Source organism: Nesterenkonia rhizosphaerae, from assembly GCF_039544555.1.
GTDB lineage: Bacteria > Actinomycetota > Actinomycetes > Actinomycetales > Micrococcaceae > Nesterenkonia > Nesterenkonia rhizosphaerae.
Window position 1 is genome coordinate 1031702 of sequence record NZ_BAABLW010000007.1, and the last position, 17652, is coordinate 1049353.

Here is a 17652-nt window from a genome sequence, read left to right on the forward strand (position 1 = left end):
GAGCAACACCATGGCAAATGATCGTGTCGTCTGGGCAGTCAACGGGGAGGTTCCTCACGATGCCCGTCTAGCCCGTGAACAGGTCTACGTGTCATCCGGGGGAGCCACAGGCATTATCGGGCCTACCAGTCTCCGTGTACGGCCCACCCCCACACCCAGCGAACAAGTCCAGGTACTCCCGGGCACATTCGTCACCGCCGCCACAGCCGGCCCCGGGCTCGGGTACACCAACGCGCCGGGTCAGAGTTACAGCAAGACGCTGTATCAGACTGAGTCGGTGACCATTCGGCCTACTTCCTCGGTCGGTGGTCGGACTGACGTCGTCGGGATCGTGATTATTGATCCGGAGTTTGAGGGCAACGCCGATTCGGTGGACTATTCCACACACCGGTTCTGGCGGCTCCACGTGGTGGAAAACGCTGGCAACGCCGCGACGCTACCGGAGCATTTCGCTGATCTGCATCGTCCATTCATCCCATTGGCGCAGATCCGGATCCCCGCGAGTACTGGGACCATCGATCAGTCGATGATTCACGATATCCGGCAGCTTGCGACCTCCAAGACGGTCACGGAGCCGGTGCTGCATGAAGTGAATCCCTCCGGTAATGCGCAGTTCATCACCGTCCCACCGTCGACCACCTCATGGACAGAGTTCACCCGCACTCCGCAGATGACCATTCCGCCGTGGGCGACTGAGGCCGTGGTGCAGCTGAAGCAGACTGGCGGCATCGCTGGTGCCACCGATCATGTGGGAGGCCGTGCCCGGGCGGTACTGATCGCTGGCGGTCAGCGCGTGGTCGGGCAGGACAACATTTTCCGGCAGGACTCCGACTGGAATCGATTCGAGATCCCGCTGATTGCTCGGCTGGATATCCGGGCACTTGCTGGGCGGTCTGCCCTTTTGGCGGTGGAGATCCGGCGCACCAGCGGCACGGATACTCTGCGAGTCGGTGCCCGCCCTCAGGAACTCTGGCAGTACTGGCTGCAGGGACAGGTGACATTCCAAGAGAAAGCTAGCTGATGAGGTTCATCGCCTATACCTGGCCGGATCTGCATCTTCTGCACACGGATGTGCCGCTGCGGGATGTGAGCGTTGAGCGGCAAGTCAACGGCGTGCCGTACCTGGAAGCGTCGCTAGATGAGGCCACAGCCCATGACGAGATCACCTTCGGTCGGGCCTGGGAGTGGCGTACGGTGCCGCTGATTCGGCAGCACGGAACATTGCTGGTGAGCGTTGATGACCAGCAGAACGTGCGGTCTTACGTCGTTGTCTCGGATCCCCGGGATTACGTCGAGCAGGACACGCTGCAGATCCTGGCCGAGGGCCGGGAGGGGGAGCCTTACAAGACCCCCTGGATGGGCGAACCGGTGGATTACGTCGAGGAAGACCCGATGAAGATCCACGCGGACATCTGGGAGCACTTGACGAGCTTCTCTGATGTCCCGCCGATAGAGATCCAGAAAGCAGCGTCTCCTGTCACTGTGGGTGAAGAAGAACGTGACGTCAGCTTCACTGATGCTGACGGTAACGACGTCGAGTTCTCTGCCGGCCCCTGGCGGCTTCGCCCTTGGGCCGAGCACGATCTCGGCCGCAGTATTGACGAGCTAGCTGATCGGGCACCCTTCGAACATCGAGTGGTAACCCTGCTCGATGTGGATCAGCCCAGCGGGGCACCGGCGTTCAGGCTAGAGCGGGCCTATCCCGGGTTTCAGCGCCGCGAATTGCGACACTTGCACTTTGAGGTTGGCCTGAACGTGCACCTTCCACAAGAGGATGATGATGAGGTTCGGGACTATTACAGCCACGTCATTGTGTGGGGGAGCGGAGAGGGCAGCCGCCGACGTCGCGGCGAGGCCCATCGGCCAGGGCACGACAGAGCACGGGCGGTCCTGGTGGTGGAAGAGCAGGGGCTGGCATCGAATGAAGCGTGCATAGCGCGGGCGAAGGCGCTGCTCGGGCTTTCCCGCTCTGAACGCTTCTACGACACCGTCACCGTCTCCGACAGCTTCGGAGCGCCCTTCGGGAGCTTTGACATCGGGGACGTGATTTGGATCAAGACACCCCAGCTGGACGGGGAAACGCATGTGCAAGCAGCGCGAATTCAGGCGCTGCAGCACCAGTTGAGGTCGCAGACGATGACTCTCAGCCTTGTACCGGCCAACGCTGACAATTAGGAGGCTTCCCATTGTCTCGGACACCCAGCCGCCAGGCCCCGCCACGACGGATCGACCCGGACACGCAGCTGCTGATGGAGCAGGTTCGTGAGCTCACCGATCGGGTAAAGGATCTTGCAGCTGCTCCGAGGCTGGCCCATGCCTCCATCGATGACGGCTACCTGCCGATCATGGAGAAGGGCAAGGAGGCCGCCCGCCTGGGGCGGATGCCTGATGGGTCCTTCGGCCACCGGGTGACGGTCTCACCCCCTCAGCCCACTCCGACGGCCCCGGTCTTGACGGTGCTGGAACTGGGCGCGATGGAGGTCACCTGGGACGGCGCCGTAGTCACCGGGTACGTGCCGGAGGTTCATGGGCGTACTGACGTGCTCATAGCGTTCTCTGAGGACGGCGAAGAGCCCCCGGCAGCGGCCTATCACGTGGCATCCTCGATCCGTGACCGCGAGGGCGGATCTACCACCGTGATCTGCCCCAAGGCCGGGACGTGGTTTGCGAAGTTCCAGATGGTAGGAGCAGACCGCAAGACCCGCGGAGAGTTCTCCGCAACATCCTCGGCGCGGATTGTGCCGCCGGTGGATACTGAGGCGATCCGCGAAGAGCTAGAAGGGGCTCGGGAAGAGCGCAGAGAGTTCCAGGAACGGTTCGATGAGCGGACTGGGACTTATGACCGGCTGATGGATGAGCAGCGGGGCGCTCTGGCTGCTCAGGAGGCATGGTCGGCGACGGCGCAGTTCCTGGCGGATGAAGCAGCGGCTCAGGCCGTGGAGGCCCGCGCTGTGTCTGATGATGCGGTGCGGTCTGCTCATGATGCTCAGTCGAAATATGACGAGGTCTCATCCCGGCAGGACGCCACTGAGGAAGAGATTGAGGCTGCCCGCCGTGCCGCTGCTGAGGCCCATAAGGCTGCCGGTGATGCGTACCAGTACGCGGTGAGCATCGCGGATCGTCTTAACAACATGGGGCAGGCGATCCGCTCCACCACCCCGCCCACGGGTACCGCCGAGGATGGCACATTCTGGCGCCAGTACGACAATATGACCCGAGAGCGGAAGCTCATCGGCTGGTGGGAATTCCGCGACGGTGCCTGGGATCAGATTGAGCTGAGCTTGTCGATCCTGCCCCGTGCGGAGATCGGCCAGGCGGTCATTGATGATCTCCGCGCTGAGCGGCTCTTCGCAGAGGTCGCTGAGATCGCTGAGCTGGTGACTGAGGATCTCATCATCCGGAAGCTGGTGCAGGCTCCGGCCGGTGTGATTAATCGGCTCATCACCGAGACCAATATCTCTACGGAGGTCTGGTCGCAGCTGGTGCGCACTGCGATCTTGGAGGCTGAAGAGGCCTACATCGACGGAACCCTGATCGCCGCGAGGTCGCTGACCGGTGAACACATCACCGACTCATTGATCTTCGAGGTGGCCCAGGGCATCAAGCTAGAAGTCGATAACCTCGCCTCCAACGAGATCGTGGGCTTCATCATCCGTGGTGGAGTCCTGGAGGGTCCGCTGTGGCGGTCCTCTCCCGACTGGGAGACCCGTGGCGGTGCAGCTGCCCGGGCAGACGGCAGTGACGGTAACTTCGCAGCCAACGACCGATCCGGCACACCGACGTTCCGTGCCGGTGGGGACCGGTCGCTCTTCGCCGGTGAGCTGCACATGACTCACCAGGAGCGTGACCGGCGGTTCGTCCTGGCCCCCGAGGGGTTCAGGCTGGAGCGCGACGTCGGCGACGGTGACTGGGCAGCTACAACCAGCCTGGGCACCGGCGCTGAAGGCGACCGGCTGACGATGGTCGATGAGCAAGGCGAAACCGGATTCGCCGCAGATGCTCAGCACGTCTCCGCCCGCACCCTGGAGACCGACAACGACATCCTGGTAGCCGGTGAGCGCCTGGTCGGTGACCTCCTGGATTACGAGCACCCTGCAGCACGATTCCAACCTGCCGGCATCCTGGATGGACTCGGCCGCGGGATCGCTGCCTACGGTGCCCGCGACGTCGCCAACTACAGGGCAACCCACCGACGAATGACACCCCTACGGCTAAGGGTAGAGAACATACCCCGCCGGCGGTTTGTCCGTGTCGAAGTGCCCCCGATCTGGCTAGACACCCTCGGCAATGAAGTCCGCGGATTCATCACCGTAGGTAACCGATCAACCGGCGCACCTGGCGGTGCCCCGCTGATCTCATCCGGAGGCGACCTCTCCAGCCTGGACGACGTCGTAGCCCACATCTCAACCCATGCCACACCGGGTTCAGACGGGCGCGCCATGCTCGGGCCGATGATCTGGTACGCCAACACCCAGGCATCCGAAGAGAACTGGACTCTAGACGTTCATCTCACGTCCACAAACGGGTTCACCATCCTCGGGCCCCTGGGCGGACGACACCTGGAAATGATCGTCACTGACCTCGGGCCAGCAGTCGATAACTCCGCACTGGGCGTGGACTTCACCGGCTCCGGAACCGTCTCCACATCTGGCGGCACCACCCCGGCCCCGGCGCCGCCCACATGGGTACCCCGGCAGCGCACATACACGCCAGGGAACTTCCGGAACTGGGCAGCAGACGGCAGGATCCTCGGATCCAGCGGAGCATCAACGTCCCTACCGGTGTCACGAAACATGTTCCAAGGCCAGATCCCCAGCAGCTCCTTCGGATATGTCCGCAGCGCGGCATTCTTCGGGAACCACTGGGGTGTGCCGGCCAACGCCAGAATGATCAGCGGCAGCGTCAAAATCCGCTGGTCACACACCTACAACGGATCAGGCGCAATCGCCCGATTCATGCGCCACAACGTCGCCACCACACCCACCAACCGGCCCACCCTCAACACCCTCGGCACCGCACACGGCAACCGAGGCGGCTGGGCCGTCTACAACCTCTCAGCCCAACAACTCGACTGGATGCGAGGCACCAGCCCCGCAATCCGCGGATTCGGGCTCGGGGACGGCTCTGGTGGTATCGGTGCTTATGCCTATGGCGCTCAGATGGAGGTCACGCTTCGATGGGAGGAACAGGCATGACGGTGAATCTCGCGGAGCTCTCCGCTGCAGAGCGAATGGAGCTGCTTCAGCAGCTGCAGGACGAAGAGCGGCGAGCCCAGGCGGAACGGCGTGCTCAGGAGTCCCTGAATCGTGCGCTGCGTCGTCGGCTGGTCGAAGTCGGAGTGGAGCACCATGCGCCTTGGGTGAGGCCGGTCAGTGCCGCGTGTGCTTATCCGCTGGGCTGGGTAGTCACTCATGCCGGTCAGAAGTGGCTGGCAGTGGTCACCGGGGCATCTGATGAGCCGTCTGAGGAATCTCCACAGTGGGGTCCCTATGACTCTCACGTGGAAGGTGATGACTCATTCGACCGGACTGAGGACGATGAGGCCGGTGAGGCGATCGTCGGCCCGGTGGATGATCCTGAGGATCCGGTCGAAGCCGAGGCCGACGACGCTGACGAGGGTGAGCCGGAGCCGCCGGCAGACGATGACGGGGAGGCCTAATCGTGACGGTAATCCGGGTCACCAGCGAGACGGCCCCCGAAGGTCACCGGGTGTATTTCACCCCGAGGCTTTCGGGGGTCTCTCCCTCGCTCATGGCGGACGCCACCGATGTGCCTGGCGAAGTCGATCTTGAGTACTTGCCCGGGCCTGGTTTCTACCAGGTGACGGTGCTGCCTCCTGGGGCTAGTCGGGCCAGTGAGGTGTTCGCTGTCAGGGTGCCGGAGTCTGGCATCTACGATCTGGACAGCCTGGAACGTATGAGCCTGGTCGATGCCCAGCAGGGCGGGTTCACCCTCGGTCGGCGGATCGAGGACATAGAGACCGGGCTTGTCAGTGTTGGTGATCGCCTCGGCCCCGTCGAGACCGGGCTATTCGAGGTTGAGCAGCAGGCTCACCGCAATGAACAGGCACTGTGGACCGTTGAGGACATCCTCTACGGAGACAGTGACCCCATGGCGGAATGGCAGCCGCTGGCGGATCTTCGGGCCGATTGGGAACAGGTCGCACCGGTCCAGGTCCGCTACGTGCTGGGTGAGTACCGATTCCAGGGCATCGTCCTGGGAGGCCCAGCACACTTGGGGAACCTGCCTGAAGGGATGCCAAGGCCACAAGGTGTGAGCCGGTACAAGACAGTCACCGTCATCAACGGAGCTGATCTCATGGGCGTGACCATGTCAGTCCACTCCAACGGCATCGTTTCCCTGGGCGGTGCTTCCTATCCTTCGGGGATCTCCCGTAACTCGGCCAACTTCGCTTGGGGCAACGCCCCAATCAGCCTCGACGGCGTCATCATCCCCCGATAGGAGCGCGCAATGCTTGAGATCATCCCCGATCAGTACCTAAACGATGTGCCTGCAGACGGTGGCCTCACTGGCACGTGGACCGCACAGCAGGTAGGTAATCGCGGTATTGAGGGTCTTTTCACCCGGGAGCTGCTGCCTGGCGGCGCTCGGGTTTCGTGGATCAACCTGGGTTTACTGCAGGAGCTGATCTCGGGAGGCGCTGCCGTATTCAACTCTCAGGTCTCCACTCTGGTCACTACCCCGGCCACAACGCGGGTGCGTCTTCTGGGGTTCATCGCTGCCCGTGAGGTCCAGAACGTGGATCGCTTCTGGGTGCGGATCAGGGCTATTGCTCCGGACGGTTCGGCGCACGGCCTCAGCACCATGAATCAGAACCTCGCCCCCGGGATTACCTGGCACTTCCCGCTGCGTCGGGACTACGACATTCCTGCTGGGCATCGGATTCAGGTGCAGCTGGCGATTGTCGGGGCGGAACTCCCAGCCTCGGGCCAGTTTGGCATCGGGGTCACCGAGATCGGCACACCCCTGGAGGACTCATGAGCGCCTACGAGACAGTGCGGGCGCAGAACATCATCCTTCCGGTTACCGCTGAGTCTCCGCTGTACACGTTCATTGGTCATCCCGTGAGAGTTGCTGCCGGTGAGCGGTGGATATGGATCGCGGAATGCTTCGCCATGGATTTCGTCTCTGAGGTCTCGGCGGGCATGCGCGCTTACTGGACGATCAACGGCGTCGGGGAGCTGGCCGCGGTTAATCAGTATCAGAACACTCAGCTGATCCCTGCCGGCACCGGTGAGCACACTGTTGCGGCCCTCATTACCGTGCCAGCTCAGCACAACGGGCAGGCTGTAGAGACAATCCAGCCCACCTTCCGCAACCGCGTCGCCTCAGGTGCGGTCTTCATCCGCAACCTAGTCAGCTACCGAATCAGCTAAGGAGACGCTGTGGCAGAGCAAATCAGGGCTCAGAACTTCATCTTGCCGGTCACCGGTAACGGGATAGACAACACAACCTGGTTCGGGCACGTCATAGAACCAGTGCCCGGTGAACTCTGGGCCTGGGTTGCAGACATCGTCGGAGTCAAAGCCGAACCCGCAGGGCCAAGTGATCGCTACGCCGTCGCTTTCTGGTCAATCAACGGGATCCGTGGCGGCACAGGGTGGCCCCGCTGGGGCGGAGCATCTGAACCGGTTGAGATCACGGACCAATCCCGCGACGGCGTGATGTCCTGCGCGATTCGAGTACCCGAAACAGCCCAGTACGGCGCACCGGTAACCAGCATTCAGCCAGCAATCCGGCCAGAGTTGCTGACCGGTCACCTGATCATCCGGAACCTGGTCATCCACCGCATACCGGAAGGAGCCACCCCGTGAAAAAGCCCATCCTCTGGGTCTGGGGACGCATCGCCCACCCCAAAATAGTTACCATCGCCACCCTCGCCACATACGCCTGGCTGCTCTACGGATGGGTGCCCGGACTGATCAACCCACCCTCATCCCTCGAAGGCATGGCCGGCACACTCAGCATGTACATCATCGGCGGCATGGTGGTCCTCGGCGCCGGGCTCGGGATCCCGGTTGCTCTTGTGGGCCAGAACCGCGTCGAGCGTTGGACAGTGAAGGCGATCATCGCCGGAATTGCGATGTACGTCGTCGTTATTCACCTGCTGCACTTTGGGGGACCGGGGAACCGGCTGCCGCAGGCGGGCACGATTGGGGCGCTGCTAGGGCCGCTGGCGCTTCGGCTGATCCATGTCTACAAGCGGCCTATCGCCTCGGGTGAGGAAGTGATAGCCGGTAGAGGCGTCCCCGTAGCCAGTGATCTGCACGCCGACAACACCTGAGGGGGTGCCCGAATGGGCGAGACAGTCTGGGTCCCTATTGTGGTGGCACTCATCAGCGCCGGCGTGGTCACCGGGTTAGCGAAAGCGCTATGGGACTGGATCACTGGCAAGCACCGAGATGAGGACAACGCCTGGAAGCAGCGCGACTCGCACCGACGCCGAGCCGATCAGCTTCATAAGGCGCTGCTGGAGCACCAGACCTGGTGCCATATCAAGCACGGCGCAGCATTCAAGGAGATGCCCAGTTACGGGGTACTTCATCAGAGCGACAACAACTGAATAGTCCACGCTGAGCAGGAGCCTCTGACATATGTCGGGGGCTCTTTTCATGCCCACAGGAGGCCCACATGATCCGTCGTCTACTGCGCCGCTGGCTGGGAATCGACCAGCTGCAGCGCGAAATCCGCGCTTATGGAGAGGAAGTGACCAATGGCTGAGCACTGGCACGAAACCGTTGAGCCCTACCAGGAGCCGCACGATGTGGCACTGGAAGGTCTGAGCGCTGAGGAACGGGCCCAGGTAGAGGCTCAGGTCGCAGAGATGCAGCGCATCGCGGCCGAGAACCCGAATGCGGGGCACTGATGAGCTTCATCGGCACTAACGGCGGAAACAAGGCCACCGCCCAAGCCCTCCCTGCAAACCGTTATGCAGCAGCACGACCCAAGATCCCACAGGTAGGGCTCCACACCTCGGAGTTCCCCGCCGGGCATCTGCTGCTGGCCCTGTGGCTCTTCATCAATGGCCGCATCGACCACGGTTCCTACCACGGCGGAAGCGACGCACACGGCAACCGGAACCAGTACGCCCCCTGGTCTTGGTACACCTGGCACGCCCCGGCGATCAACCCCTTCGCCGCCGGCCTGGTCGCAAACTGCCGCAGCGACGAATGGGACCGCATCAGCAAGGTCTGGCGAGACAACCTGATCGACGGGTTGGCCTACATGGCGCACCTGTACTCGCGATGGTGCGTCTCCCAAGGCCTCGGGCCAGTGCCGGCGGTGCTGCTGACCGCAGCCCAGGCCCGGGCCGGCGCCCACGGGTTCGTCTACCACGGTGCCCTGCAGTCTGACCGCACAGATCCCACCGGCCTCCGCAACGTCTTCCCCTGGGAGCAGTTCAGGGCACGGTTCATCGCCTACGAAAACGGCACCACCACCGCATCCACCACCATCAAGGAGAAGATCATGTCCTGGTCCGAACGTCTCACGTCCCTTGTCTCCGGCAACAAAGTTCCGGCCGGTGACATCCTCACTCACGCTCACCGCGCCGCGGATCTCGCCGCTGAGCGGGTCAAGGCTCTGGGTTCCCGGGTCTGGACCTTCGGGGTCCGGTCACTGGTCTCCGGCGACACCATCAGTACCGGAACAGTGCTGACCTACGCGCACCTGCGCGCCCACCAGTCTCTTGCTGGCGTCAACAAGGTAGACGCGAAGGTGGACGCCCTCGCGGAAACACTCGATGAGGTGCTGGGCGGTCAGGGCCGGATCCTCGCCGCGGTGAAGGCCGTCCCCGAGCAGATCAGCGTGGAGACCGCCGAGGACATCGCCAAGCGCCTGCAGATCACTGTGGCCGAAGTGGAGCCCGAACCTGAAACCCAGGAGGACTAAGTCATGAATCACATCATCGCTGACCCGAAGACCCGTAAATACATCTACGGCGTGGTGGTCGCCGTCATCCCGCTACTGGTGATCGCTGGTGTCATCGCTGAGGACCAGGTGCAGGTGTGGCTGAATTTCGCCGCCGCGGTGCTTGGCTTCGGTGCCGCTGGGCTGGCCGCACCCAACACCCCCGATGACAAGCTCAAGCCGCAGGGCTACGAGCAGGGCATGTAGTCAAACATCGGTTAAGCATTGCGCGGTGACCTACTCGCCCGGAATTCCGGCCGAGTAGGCATGATGAACCCCGAGAATCAGCTACCTTGCGCGGTGCAGTCAACCACCGCTCAAACAAAAGCGCCCCACCTTGGACCATCACCGCGCCGGGCAGCGTGCAACGTGTCCGGGAGGCCACGGAGAGCGTCGTCGTAGAGATCGGACTGATCCTCGCCGCACTCGCGGTGCTGGTGCCCCCGACGCTAGCGCTCTTCAACCTCAAAGAAGATCCGCCCACACCGGAGCCATAACCAGTCAAAGAAGCCCCCTCACTCTCCGGCCTTCGGGCTCGGGGAGTGAGGGGGCTCTTTTTTTGTGCTTTGGTCAGGGTTACCGGATATAGCTGCCGTCGAACAGGGCCGCCCGTTCGTGGATAGTCTGAATCGTCTCGTGATCAGAATTAACGGACTCTGCCGGCAGTTCGAGAACGTTCATGAATCGACCAGCATCGTTAAGGTAAGCGATCCGCCCCGAGAGTCCATCGGTCTTAAACCAGATGACCTTGCCGCTCTCCTGGGTGCCGGGAAGAACACCATCACCGCGACCGAACAGCCCTACTTCACCGTCGAAGGTTGTGGAATGAGGCATGTCGTTCTCATAGTTGTCCGTGATCTCGCCGGAGTCGGAGATGTAGTGGAATCCGCCACCATCACGTGTGGGGTAGGAGAACTCAACTGTGCCGCTGCCGGCAGTGTTATCAGCGGAGAGCACCAGGAGGGCGACATCGTCACCCTCATCGGTCTCTAGCCACTCGATAGCGTCCCAAGTGACCTGCATGCTCTCGAAGCCGTCAGTACTCAGGAACTCGAAAGTATCGCCGACCTGGTGGGTACCAATCGCCGGGAGATCCACATTCATACCTGGGTAGAGGTCGTCATCGCCCTCAGTCTCTGCCGGATCCTCTTCGGCATCCTCAGTCTGGATGTCGGTGGGCTCGGTGCTCTCGGCCTGCTCGGGCGCTGCAGCTGCGGGCTCGGGCTCGGGGGCTTCGTCTCCGCAGGCGGTGGCCAGCAGCAGCGCTGATGTGGCCAGGACGACGATGGGTGCGTGTTTCATGCTGTTTCCCTCTCTCAGGTGCGTGAGTGATCCTCAGCCTATCTAGGCGGCTGCTGCCAGGTTCTGGTGGTGGGGGAAGGGTGATGAATTGTGACGGGCGAGACGGGCGGCTTTCGCGGCTTTGCGAAGCGCTCCGGAGGGGACTGCGGTGTAGATCTGCGTGGTGCTCGGGCTGGCATGGCCTAGGAGTTCTTGGACGGCTCGAATGTCTCGGGTGCCAGCGTAGGCTGCGCTGCCATACCGGTGCCTGAGGGTGTGGCCTGTCCAATCCGGGCCGAGAGCGCGGCTGAGAAGCTTGGAAACGTAAGCGGGGGAGAGGTGGCCCTCGACCCGGCCAGGGAAGCACCAGCCACCATTCTCGCGGCACCGACGAATCAGCATCTCGGCAATGTCATCGTCTAGTGGCACCATGCGCTCTTTGTTGCCCTTGCCGTGAGCTACCAGGCTCCAGCCGTCGAGATCCTCAACGAAGTCGTTGATGTGGATCCGGGCGATCTCACAGGAACGCAACCCGCCGTACCGGCCCGCGATGATCATGGCTCGGCCGCGCTCATCGGCCTCAGCGATTGCCTGTTCCGTGACGTCCTCGGGCGCCGGTCTCGGGATGGGCCGGGGAGCCCTTGCTGAAGGCAGTCCTTCGGTGGGATTAAGCTGGGTGCGACCGGTGGCCATGCCCCAGCTGTAGAAGCTCCGGAAGGCGGCGCGGTGGCCGCGGAGAGTATCAGCGGCCCATCCTTGCTCTGCGATCCACTGTGTAAGCTCATCCAGCGTCAGAGACCAGGGGTTTCGGTCTACGAACCCACGAGCCAGACGGGCAAGCTGGTTACCCCGCATTTTTACGGTGCCCCGTGACTTGCCAGCGGCGATGAGCCAGGACTGCCAGGCGTCATAGTCCGGCTGCCACATGAGCGGTATCGGTTTCGGCTTTCCTGAGTTGTCCATGCCAGCAATAGATGCCACGCGCTGGCGAAGCGGGATAACAACGTTTGAACTTTTACCTGAACCTGAATCTTTCCTGGGAATCCGCTGACTAAACTTGCTCATGCTGCCTTGCGTTCCTCATTGAACATAGGCCGCAGAGCAACCACCTTAGACCCTGAATCTGCAGGTTCCGGGTTCGAGTCCCGGGGGGCCCACTGTGCCTGAGCTTCTCAGAGCGAAAGCCGCTGGTCAGCTGACCGGCGGCTTTCGCCGTCCCAGAAGGAAATTCTCTCTCGCTGCTTCCTGCGGTAAGCGGCGATACGATCTATACCGGGGACTGTTGGTAGTCCCTGCTGATGGGTTTCGGCTCAGGTACTGCACTACTTCGTTGGGCGAGCGCAATGACAGCAAGCAAGACGAACACCGCAGCCAGGCCCGGATACACCATTTGCGCTGGGGGAGCGGCCTGGGCGTAGTGGATGGGGAGCCCCAGGAGGAAAAACGCGGGTGATCCCGCGACCAGACTTGCCACCAGGGTGGCAGCAAAGGCCGCGAAGTAGATCGGATCCCGTCCGCGAATAGCGAGGGCGGCAGTGCCTGCAAGAACGCCCAGCGCTGGGCCGGTAGAGAGCGATATCGGCAGGACCAGGGCGGCGATTGTGCTTAGTCCTGCTGCCCAGCCGTAGGGGCTGGCCTGGTTCGCGGATCCCGCGAGGTACCACAGGGCGCCCATCAGGAGCGGGAAGAAAGAGAGTGTGGCAACGCCGAAGGTGCCTATATCAAGCTGGTAGTCCAAGAAGGCGGAGAGCAGCACGCAGCCAGCGCCGCCTAAGAGCACCGTCACTCGGAGATATGTAGTCTTCATGGTCCGGGGCTTCCTGCGCGGCTGGATACTAATGTCCTGAGACTAATGGAGTAGGCAACTGGAGACCAGGCCTCGCGTTGATTCCATGTACCGCTTGTCGTTAAGTCGTGGTTCCGGGGACCATCGCGCCTCCCGAGGCTCTCTGAAATGGCGCGAAATCGCGTGAGCCTATAGGCTAGTGCGGTCCAGGCACGGAGATTGCCCTCGGATGCCCGGTGAAACCGCGGAGCTGCGCGGAGTCATGGGAATCCTGGGGATCGAAGCGGCCAGCATCGGGACATAGCTCAGCTTGGTAGAGCGCCCGCTTTGGGAGCGGGAGGCCGCAGGTTCAAATCCCGAAATGCACCGATTTAGCCCCGGAATCACGCGGAAGTTTCTCAGTCAAAGACGGACTTTCACCCGCTGTGACACTTTAATGACACTTTCGTGAGTGTTCTGCTGACACTGATCCCCGATCGCCCTACGAAACCAACCAGCTGGACAGTTATTTCGTAAGGGCGACGGCACGGCCGCAGTGAGCACTATGGCAAACACACTTAAACTCCGGATCGGCGAGTGCGGGGACATCCAGAAGCCATACAAGCTGTCCAACGGCAGCTTCCGCGTTCGAGTCCTCTTCCGCGACCTCGACGGCAAAGTGAAACCCCTCACCGCCGTTGGCAAGACCAAGGGCGATGCTCGCGCGCGCCTGAAGGAGAAGTGGGAGGAGAAGTCCAAAGCCCTGGGACACCGTGGGGCCTCCGACGGAGTCACCCTGGAAGAACTCCTGCTGGGCTGGATCGACCACGAGGACAAGCCCCGCCCCCACAAGAAACAACTCTCGGAGAACACCCGCTACAAATACCGGGCCGCCATCCACAACGACATCATCCCCCGGGCCGGGGAACTCAGGCTCTCAGAAATCACCACCGGCATGCTCAACTCACTCCTGGATGACCTGGTGGATGCTGATGGCACAGGCTACACACGCGCCAAGCGCGCCATGACCGTCCTGATCTCCTCCTGGAAGTGGGGGATCGGTGAAGGACTGGCACGAGGCAACCCCACACGCGACCTCGAACCCATCCAGACCCCCAAGCGCGATGTCGTGATCCTGGAGATGCACGAGCTGACCATCCTGCGCGAAGCCATCGCCGCATGGTCTGACCCCAAGGGCGCTAGGCCCGGACCGAAATCCAACCGAGTGGCCAACATCTTCGAACTCATGCTGGCCACCGGCTGCCGCATCTCCGAGATCCTCGCCCTGGACTACAAAGACGTCCACCTGAACCCACCGGCAGGAGCCGACCCCACACAGTGGCGGCCATGGATATACATCCACCGCTCGGTCAAAGAGAACCCCGACGGCTGGCTGTGGATCGGCCCCACCAAAACCGAAGACACTCGGGCCATCGCCCTACCCGCATTCGGCGTGGAGGTCCTGCGCCGCGTGCTCACAGAAGGCGACGGCACAGGCCTGGTGTTCCAGGCAGGGAAACCGCGCACAGGAAAAGCCGCAGCCGCTGAACCCATCGTGCGACCCGAAAACGTCCGCCGTGCCCTGCGCAGCGCCATGAGGTACGCCGAAGTCCCCGAAGACATCCGCACCCGCGCCAAGCCGCATACTCTGCGCAAGACTGTGGCCACCCACCTGGAGCGCCACCTGGACCTCAAAGCTGCCGCCAAGCAGCTGGGACATCTCGATGACAAGGTCACTCGCAAGCACTACGTCGCTATCGACGGGGCCATTATCGACCACGCCGAACTCATCGAGAAACTCTCAGCCAGTACTCTCACTCTGCAAACGGGTAGCTCCAACGAAGTCAGGGCACCAGTCTTCCTCGACTGATGAGCACGCAGAGGCGGTGAGCATGGTGCGGCCGCAGTAGGCCGGTAGCAGTTTGACCCGCTAGAGAAGGACACCATGCTCACCGCAATCCTGCACCCCAACGGGACCCTGAACACCCTCCATCTGGAAGAAGGCAGTAGCCTCGACAGTCTCTCTCAGATTGTCGGCGGGACCCCACAGCGATATCCACTGGGGACCACCGGCTATATCGTGAACTCAGCTGATCAGAGCGAACCCAATGCCTATGCCAGCGCCATCCTCTGGGCATCGGGAAACACAGGGCAGGCTATTGCGGGACCGGCCATTTTCATCGGACAGAAACCGTCCGGCAGTATCACCGGACTCACTCAGACCCAGCACAGCGGCCTCGAAAATGCGATTCATATCCTGCGGGATCGCAGCCAGCAGAAGTTACCTCCCATGCTCATCGGCGAAGAACTGGCTCTACTGAAGCCCTTCACAGCAAGGGCGTTCTATGGGGTGCCGCAGCTTCAGCCTCAGATCTCAGAGATCCCGACAAAACGCTCCCGACCCATCGTGTTCACTGCTATCGGGATCTTCACTGGCGCAGCAATCGCCGTAGCTGTGGGGCTGAGCCTCGGCGTATCCCAGCTGAGTCCGGATGACAATGAAGCGCCGGAAGAATCGGTAGTGCAGGAACGCTCTGAGCACATTCCAGATGTTGATGAGGAGCAGGTTCGTACTGAGCTGGAGAAGGAAGTCGAAGTCCTCGCCGAAAGAGCACAGGAACTCGACACCTTCTCTGAGAGTCTCGATGAGCGGGAGCAGGAACTCGACAGGCTCTCAGAAGAAATCGACCAGCGGGTCCAGGAGGTCTCCACCGCCGAAGAGGAGGTGGCACGGCTCGCTGCCGAGTCTGAGACGAAGCAGGCTCAGCTAGAAGAGCGCGCCACAGAGCTGGACCAGCGTGAAGCTGAGCTTGATGCACGCGAGGAAGCCACCACCGATGGCGAAGATCAGTGAAACGCATTGGGCACCTACTCATATTGGGAGCGATGATGACTAGCTGCAGTAACAGCACCCCCGAACAGGCCGTGGCCAGCTTCTATAGCCAGCTCGGGCACGAGCGGGGCGAGTCCTGGGCACAAATACGCGATGACTATGAGCCAATCTTGGACCTCGTAGACACAGAGAACCTCGACGACGAACAGGTCGAAGCGCTCCTCGCCGCTTCAGCCAGGCTGGGTGAAGTCATTGAAGCATCTGGAGTGGAGTTTGATGTTGAACTCATCGACGACAGCGGCAGCTATGCCGAAGTCCTTCTGTTAGATGACGACGGCCACGAACTCGGCACACACCAGTTGCACCACGAAAACCGCTGGATCATTGACCCTGACACGCTCATCGTCCACGACTCTGCCGCCATTTCGCACCTCATGGAGCACGCTGGTCACGGACACGATCACGAGCATTAACCCGCTGCCGGCGAACTTGCATGCACATGGGAACGATCCGTGTGCCACACCAGAACCCCACCACCGCAGCGACAACCGTTGACCGCCGAGTACGGCGGCAGCCCCTCAGACGCTTCCTCGCTGTACTCGCCGCCATCACAGTCATCGGCACCAGCAGCACACCCACACAAGCCACATGGAACGAACAAGCCCAGGCTAGCGCCTCCTTTACAACATGGGAGGACGTCTTCGCCTGGGAACAGGTCTCCACGGGCGACAGCCACACGTGTGCTATCGCGGACGTTCAGGTCTACTGCTGGGGGTATGGGTACTTTGGTGCGCTGGGTAACGGTAGCACCACCGATCAGACCGTTCCGGTCCCTGTCGACACCCACGGCCCCCTGGCCGGCAGGACTGTTACTTCGATAGCTGCCGGCGGTAGGCATACCTGCGCTCTAGCAGACGGTCAAGTTTACTGCTGGGGTGACGGGATTCGCGGTCAGCTCGGCGATGGGAGTAGAACGAATCAGACTGTTCCAGTTGCTGTGGATTTCAGCGGCGCCCTTGCTGGAAAGACCGTTACTTCGATCGCTGCGGGCGGTAGTCATACCTGTGCGATTGCTGACGGCCAGGCCTACTGCTGGGGCTCCGGGACCAACGGTCAGCTCGGCGATGGGAGTGGAACGAATCAGACTGCCCCAGTTGCAGTGGACGCCAGCGGCGCCCTTGCTGGAAAGACCGTTACTTCGATCGCTGGTGGGGGTACCTATACTTGTGCCCTGGCTGACGGCCAGCCCTACTGCTGGGGATATGGAACCGCCGGTCAGCTCGGCAACGGAAGTACAATGAGCCAGCGCGTCCCAGTCGCTGTCGACACCAGCGGCGTACTGGCGGGCAAGACGGTCACCTCAGTCTCTGCAGGCAGTAGCCATGCCTGTGCTGTTGCTGGCGGCCAGGCTTACTGCTGGGGTTTTGGAGGTAGAGGTCGGCTTGGAAATGGCGACACTCGTGATTCGACCGTTCCGGTCGCTGTCGACACCAGCGGCGTACTGGCGAACAAGACGGTCGCTTCAGTCTCTGCAGGCGGCCACCATACCTGTGCTGTTGCTGGTGGCCAGGCTTACTGCTGGGGTCAGGGTGATGCGGGTCGGCTTGGAAATGGCGGCACAGGTAATTCGACTGTTCCGGTCGCTGTCGACACCAGCGGCGTACTGGCGGGCAAGACGGTTACTTCAGTCTCTGCGGTTTTTGAACACACCTGTGGTGTTGCTGAGGGCCAGGCATACTGCTGGGGCGCCGGCGGGTCTGGCAAGCTCGGCAACGGACGCACAACCAATCAGCCCCGGCCAGTCGCAGTCTTGACCCCTTGATCCCCGGCCACAGTCACCACC

General features: G+C 62.0%; 21 protein-coding genes. 18 read left to right on the top strand and 3 right to left on the bottom strand.

The features are described from left to right. Positions 1 to 10 precede the first annotated feature (10 nt). From ABEA23_RS10420 to ABEA23_RS10485, 14 genes are all read left to right on the top strand, one after another. A complete protein-coding gene (locus tag ABEA23_RS10420; RefSeq protein ID WP_345477937.1) occupies positions 11 to 1021 on the top strand; it encodes a hypothetical protein in 1011 nt (336 codons plus the stop codon). Then, on the top strand, positions 1021 to 2175 hold the full coding sequence (locus tag ABEA23_RS10425; RefSeq protein WP_345477938.1) for a hypothetical protein: 1155 nt from the start codon (positions 1021 to 1023) through the stop codon (positions 2173 to 2175). The genes ABEA23_RS10420 and ABEA23_RS10425 overlap by 1 nt, the downstream gene beginning before the upstream one ends. Positions 2176 to 2186: 11 nt before the next feature. Next, positions 2187 to 5195 carry a hypothetical protein gene (locus ABEA23_RS10430; RefSeq protein ID WP_345477939.1) on the top strand — a complete coding sequence of 1003 codons (3009 nt, stop codon included), beginning with the start codon at positions 2187 to 2189 and terminating at the stop codon, positions 5193 to 5195. Next, positions 5192 to 5659: a hypothetical protein gene (locus tag ABEA23_RS10435; RefSeq protein WP_345477940.1), complete on the top strand. Its 468-nt coding sequence runs from the start codon at positions 5192 to 5194 to the stop codon at positions 5657 to 5659. The genes ABEA23_RS10430 and ABEA23_RS10435 overlap by 4 nt, the downstream gene beginning before the upstream one ends. A gap of 2 nt (positions 5660 to 5661) precedes the next feature. Then, positions 5662 to 6462, top strand: coding sequence for a hypothetical protein (locus ABEA23_RS10440; RefSeq protein ID WP_345477941.1), 801 nt, complete (start codon positions 5662 to 5664; stop codon positions 6460 to 6462). Positions 6463 to 6471: 9 nt separating this feature from the next. After that, positions 6472 to 7002, top strand: a complete 531-nt coding sequence (locus tag ABEA23_RS10445) for a hypothetical protein (RefSeq protein ID WP_345477942.1) — start codon at positions 6472 to 6474, stop codon at positions 7000 to 7002. Continuing rightward, the gene (locus tag ABEA23_RS10450) at positions 6999 to 7397 is read left to right on the top strand and encodes a hypothetical protein (RefSeq protein ID WP_345477943.1); all 399 of its coding nucleotides are present in this window, start codon (positions 6999 to 7001) and stop codon (positions 7395 to 7397) included. The genes ABEA23_RS10445 and ABEA23_RS10450 overlap by 4 nt, the downstream gene beginning before the upstream one ends. Positions 7398 to 7406: 9 nt before the next feature. After that, entirely contained in the window at positions 7407 to 7835 is a 429-nt protein-coding gene (locus tag ABEA23_RS10455) for a hypothetical protein (protein WP_345477944.1), read from the top strand. Then, the gene (locus ABEA23_RS10460) at positions 7832 to 8305 is read left to right on the top strand and encodes a hypothetical protein (RefSeq protein ID WP_345477945.1); all 474 of its coding nucleotides are present in this window, start codon (positions 7832 to 7834) and stop codon (positions 8303 to 8305) included. The genes ABEA23_RS10455 and ABEA23_RS10460 overlap by 4 nt, the downstream gene beginning before the upstream one ends. A 12-nt stretch (positions 8306 to 8317) precedes the next feature. Beyond that, a complete protein-coding gene (locus ABEA23_RS10465; protein ID WP_345477947.1) occupies positions 8318 to 8584 on the top strand; it encodes a hypothetical protein in 267 nt (88 codons plus the stop codon). Between the two features lie 150 nt (positions 8585 to 8734). Continuing rightward, positions 8735 to 8887 carry a hypothetical protein gene (locus ABEA23_RS10470; protein WP_345477948.1) on the top strand — a complete coding sequence of 51 codons (153 nt, stop codon included), beginning with the start codon at positions 8735 to 8737 and terminating at the stop codon, positions 8885 to 8887. Further along, on the top strand, positions 8887 to 9912 hold the full coding sequence (locus ABEA23_RS10475) for a hypothetical protein (protein WP_345477949.1): 1026 nt from the start codon (positions 8887 to 8889) through the stop codon (positions 9910 to 9912). The genes ABEA23_RS10470 and ABEA23_RS10475 overlap by 1 nt, the downstream gene beginning before the upstream one ends. A 3-nt stretch (positions 9913 to 9915) precedes the next feature. After that, positions 9916 to 10137 (top strand): phage holin, encoded by a 222-nt coding sequence (locus ABEA23_RS10480; RefSeq protein ID WP_345477950.1) that lies wholly within the window; start codon positions 9916 to 9918, stop codon positions 10135 to 10137. A gap of 86 nt (positions 10138 to 10223) precedes the next feature. Continuing rightward, positions 10224 to 10427 carry a hypothetical protein gene (locus tag ABEA23_RS10485; RefSeq protein WP_345477952.1) on the top strand — a complete coding sequence of 68 codons (204 nt, stop codon included), beginning with the start codon at positions 10224 to 10226 and terminating at the stop codon, positions 10425 to 10427. Between the two features lie 79 nt (positions 10428 to 10506). On the opposite strand, the gene ABEA23_RS10490 is transcribed toward ABEA23_RS10485, so the two are convergent. The 3 genes from ABEA23_RS10490 to ABEA23_RS10500 all read right to left on the bottom strand — a co-directional run bounded on the left by ABEA23_RS10490 (position 10507) and on the right by ABEA23_RS10500 (position 13018). Continuing rightward, complete coding sequence (locus tag ABEA23_RS10490; RefSeq protein WP_345477953.1) at positions 10507 to 11232, bottom strand: hypothetical protein; 726 nt, start codon at positions 11230 to 11232, stop codon at positions 10507 to 10509. A 42-nt stretch (positions 11233 to 11274) separates the two neighbouring features. After that, positions 11275 to 12174, bottom strand: a complete 900-nt coding sequence (locus tag ABEA23_RS10495) for a tyrosine-type recombinase/integrase (protein ID WP_345477954.1) — start codon at positions 12172 to 12174, stop codon at positions 11275 to 11277. A 304-nt stretch (positions 12175 to 12478) separates the two neighbouring features. Beyond that, the gene (locus tag ABEA23_RS10500) at positions 12479 to 13018 is read right to left on the bottom strand and encodes a hypothetical protein (RefSeq protein ID WP_345477955.1); all 540 of its coding nucleotides are present in this window, start codon (positions 13016 to 13018) and stop codon (positions 12479 to 12481) included. A 523-nt stretch (positions 13019 to 13541) separates the two neighbouring features. Between ABEA23_RS10500 and ABEA23_RS10505 the strand changes: the two genes are divergently transcribed. From ABEA23_RS10505 to ABEA23_RS14265, 4 genes are all read left to right on the top strand, one after another. Continuing rightward, complete coding sequence (locus ABEA23_RS10505) at positions 13542 to 14846, top strand: tyrosine-type recombinase/integrase (protein ID WP_345477956.1); 1305 nt, start codon at positions 13542 to 13544, stop codon at positions 14844 to 14846. Positions 14847 to 14921: 75 nt separating this feature from the next. Further along, positions 14922 to 15830, top strand: a complete 909-nt coding sequence (locus ABEA23_RS10510; RefSeq protein ID WP_345477957.1) for a hypothetical protein — start codon at positions 14922 to 14924, stop codon at positions 15828 to 15830. Between the two features lie 35 nt (positions 15831 to 15865). After that, positions 15866 to 16282 (top strand): hypothetical protein, encoded by a 417-nt coding sequence (locus ABEA23_RS10515; RefSeq protein ID WP_345477958.1) that lies wholly within the window; start codon positions 15866 to 15868, stop codon positions 16280 to 16282. Positions 16283 to 16308: 26 nt separating this feature from the next. Beyond that, positions 16309 to 17631, top strand: a complete 1323-nt coding sequence (locus ABEA23_RS14265) for an RCC1 domain-containing protein (RefSeq protein ID WP_425577168.1) — start codon at positions 16309 to 16311, stop codon at positions 17629 to 17631. Positions 17632 to 17652: the final 21 nt, after the last annotated feature.

What these genes read in the sequence shown, in the direction of transcription:
- ABEA23_RS10420 (WP_345477937.1), top strand. Translation starts at nt 11, where the DNA reads ATGGCAAATGATCGTGTCGTCTGGGCAGTCAACGGGGAGGTTCCTCAC.
- ABEA23_RS10425 (WP_345477938.1), top strand. Translation starts at nt 1,021, where the DNA reads ATGAGGTTCATCGCCTATACCTGGCCGGATCTGCATCTTCTGCACACG.
- ABEA23_RS10435 (WP_345477940.1), top strand. Translation starts at nt 5,192, where the DNA reads ATGACGGTGAATCTCGCGGAGCTCTCCGCTGCAGAGCGAATGGAGCTG.
- ABEA23_RS10445 (WP_345477942.1), top strand. Translation starts at nt 6,472, where the DNA reads ATGCTTGAGATCATCCCCGATCAGTACCTAAACGATGTGCCTGCAGAC.
- ABEA23_RS10450 (WP_345477943.1), top strand. Translation starts at nt 6,999, where the DNA reads ATGAGCGCCTACGAGACAGTGCGGGCGCAGAACATCATCCTTCCGGTT.
- ABEA23_RS10465 (WP_345477947.1), top strand. Translation starts at nt 8,318, where the DNA reads ATGGGCGAGACAGTCTGGGTCCCTATTGTGGTGGCACTCATCAGCGCC.
- ABEA23_RS10470 (WP_345477948.1), top strand. Translation starts at nt 8,735, where the DNA reads ATGGCTGAGCACTGGCACGAAACCGTTGAGCCCTACCAGGAGCCGCAC.
- ABEA23_RS10475 (WP_345477949.1), top strand. Translation starts at nt 8,887, where the DNA reads ATGAGCTTCATCGGCACTAACGGCGGAAACAAGGCCACCGCCCAAGCC.
- ABEA23_RS10480 (WP_345477950.1), top strand. Translation starts at nt 9,916, where the DNA reads ATGAATCACATCATCGCTGACCCGAAGACCCGTAAATACATCTACGGC.
- ABEA23_RS10490 (WP_345477953.1), bottom strand. Translation starts at nt 11,232, where the DNA reads ATGAAACACGCACCCATCGTCGTCCTGGCCACATCAGCGCTGCTGCTG.
- ABEA23_RS10495 (WP_345477954.1), bottom strand. Translation starts at nt 12,174, where the DNA reads ATGGACAACTCAGGAAAGCCGAAACCGATACCGCTCATGTGGCAGCCG.
- ABEA23_RS10500 (WP_345477955.1), bottom strand. Translation starts at nt 13,018, where the DNA reads ATGAAGACTACATATCTCCGAGTGACGGTGCTCTTAGGCGGCGCTGGC.
- ABEA23_RS10505 (WP_345477956.1), top strand. Translation starts at nt 13,542, where the DNA reads ATGGCAAACACACTTAAACTCCGGATCGGCGAGTGCGGGGACATCCAG.
- ABEA23_RS10510 (WP_345477957.1), top strand. Translation starts at nt 14,922, where the DNA reads ATGCTCACCGCAATCCTGCACCCCAACGGGACCCTGAACACCCTCCAT.
- ABEA23_RS10515 (WP_345477958.1), top strand. Translation starts at nt 15,866, where the DNA reads ATGACTAGCTGCAGTAACAGCACCCCCGAACAGGCCGTGGCCAGCTTC.
- ABEA23_RS14265 (WP_425577168.1), top strand. Translation starts at nt 16,309, where the DNA reads ATGGGAACGATCCGTGTGCCACACCAGAACCCCACCACCGCAGCGACA.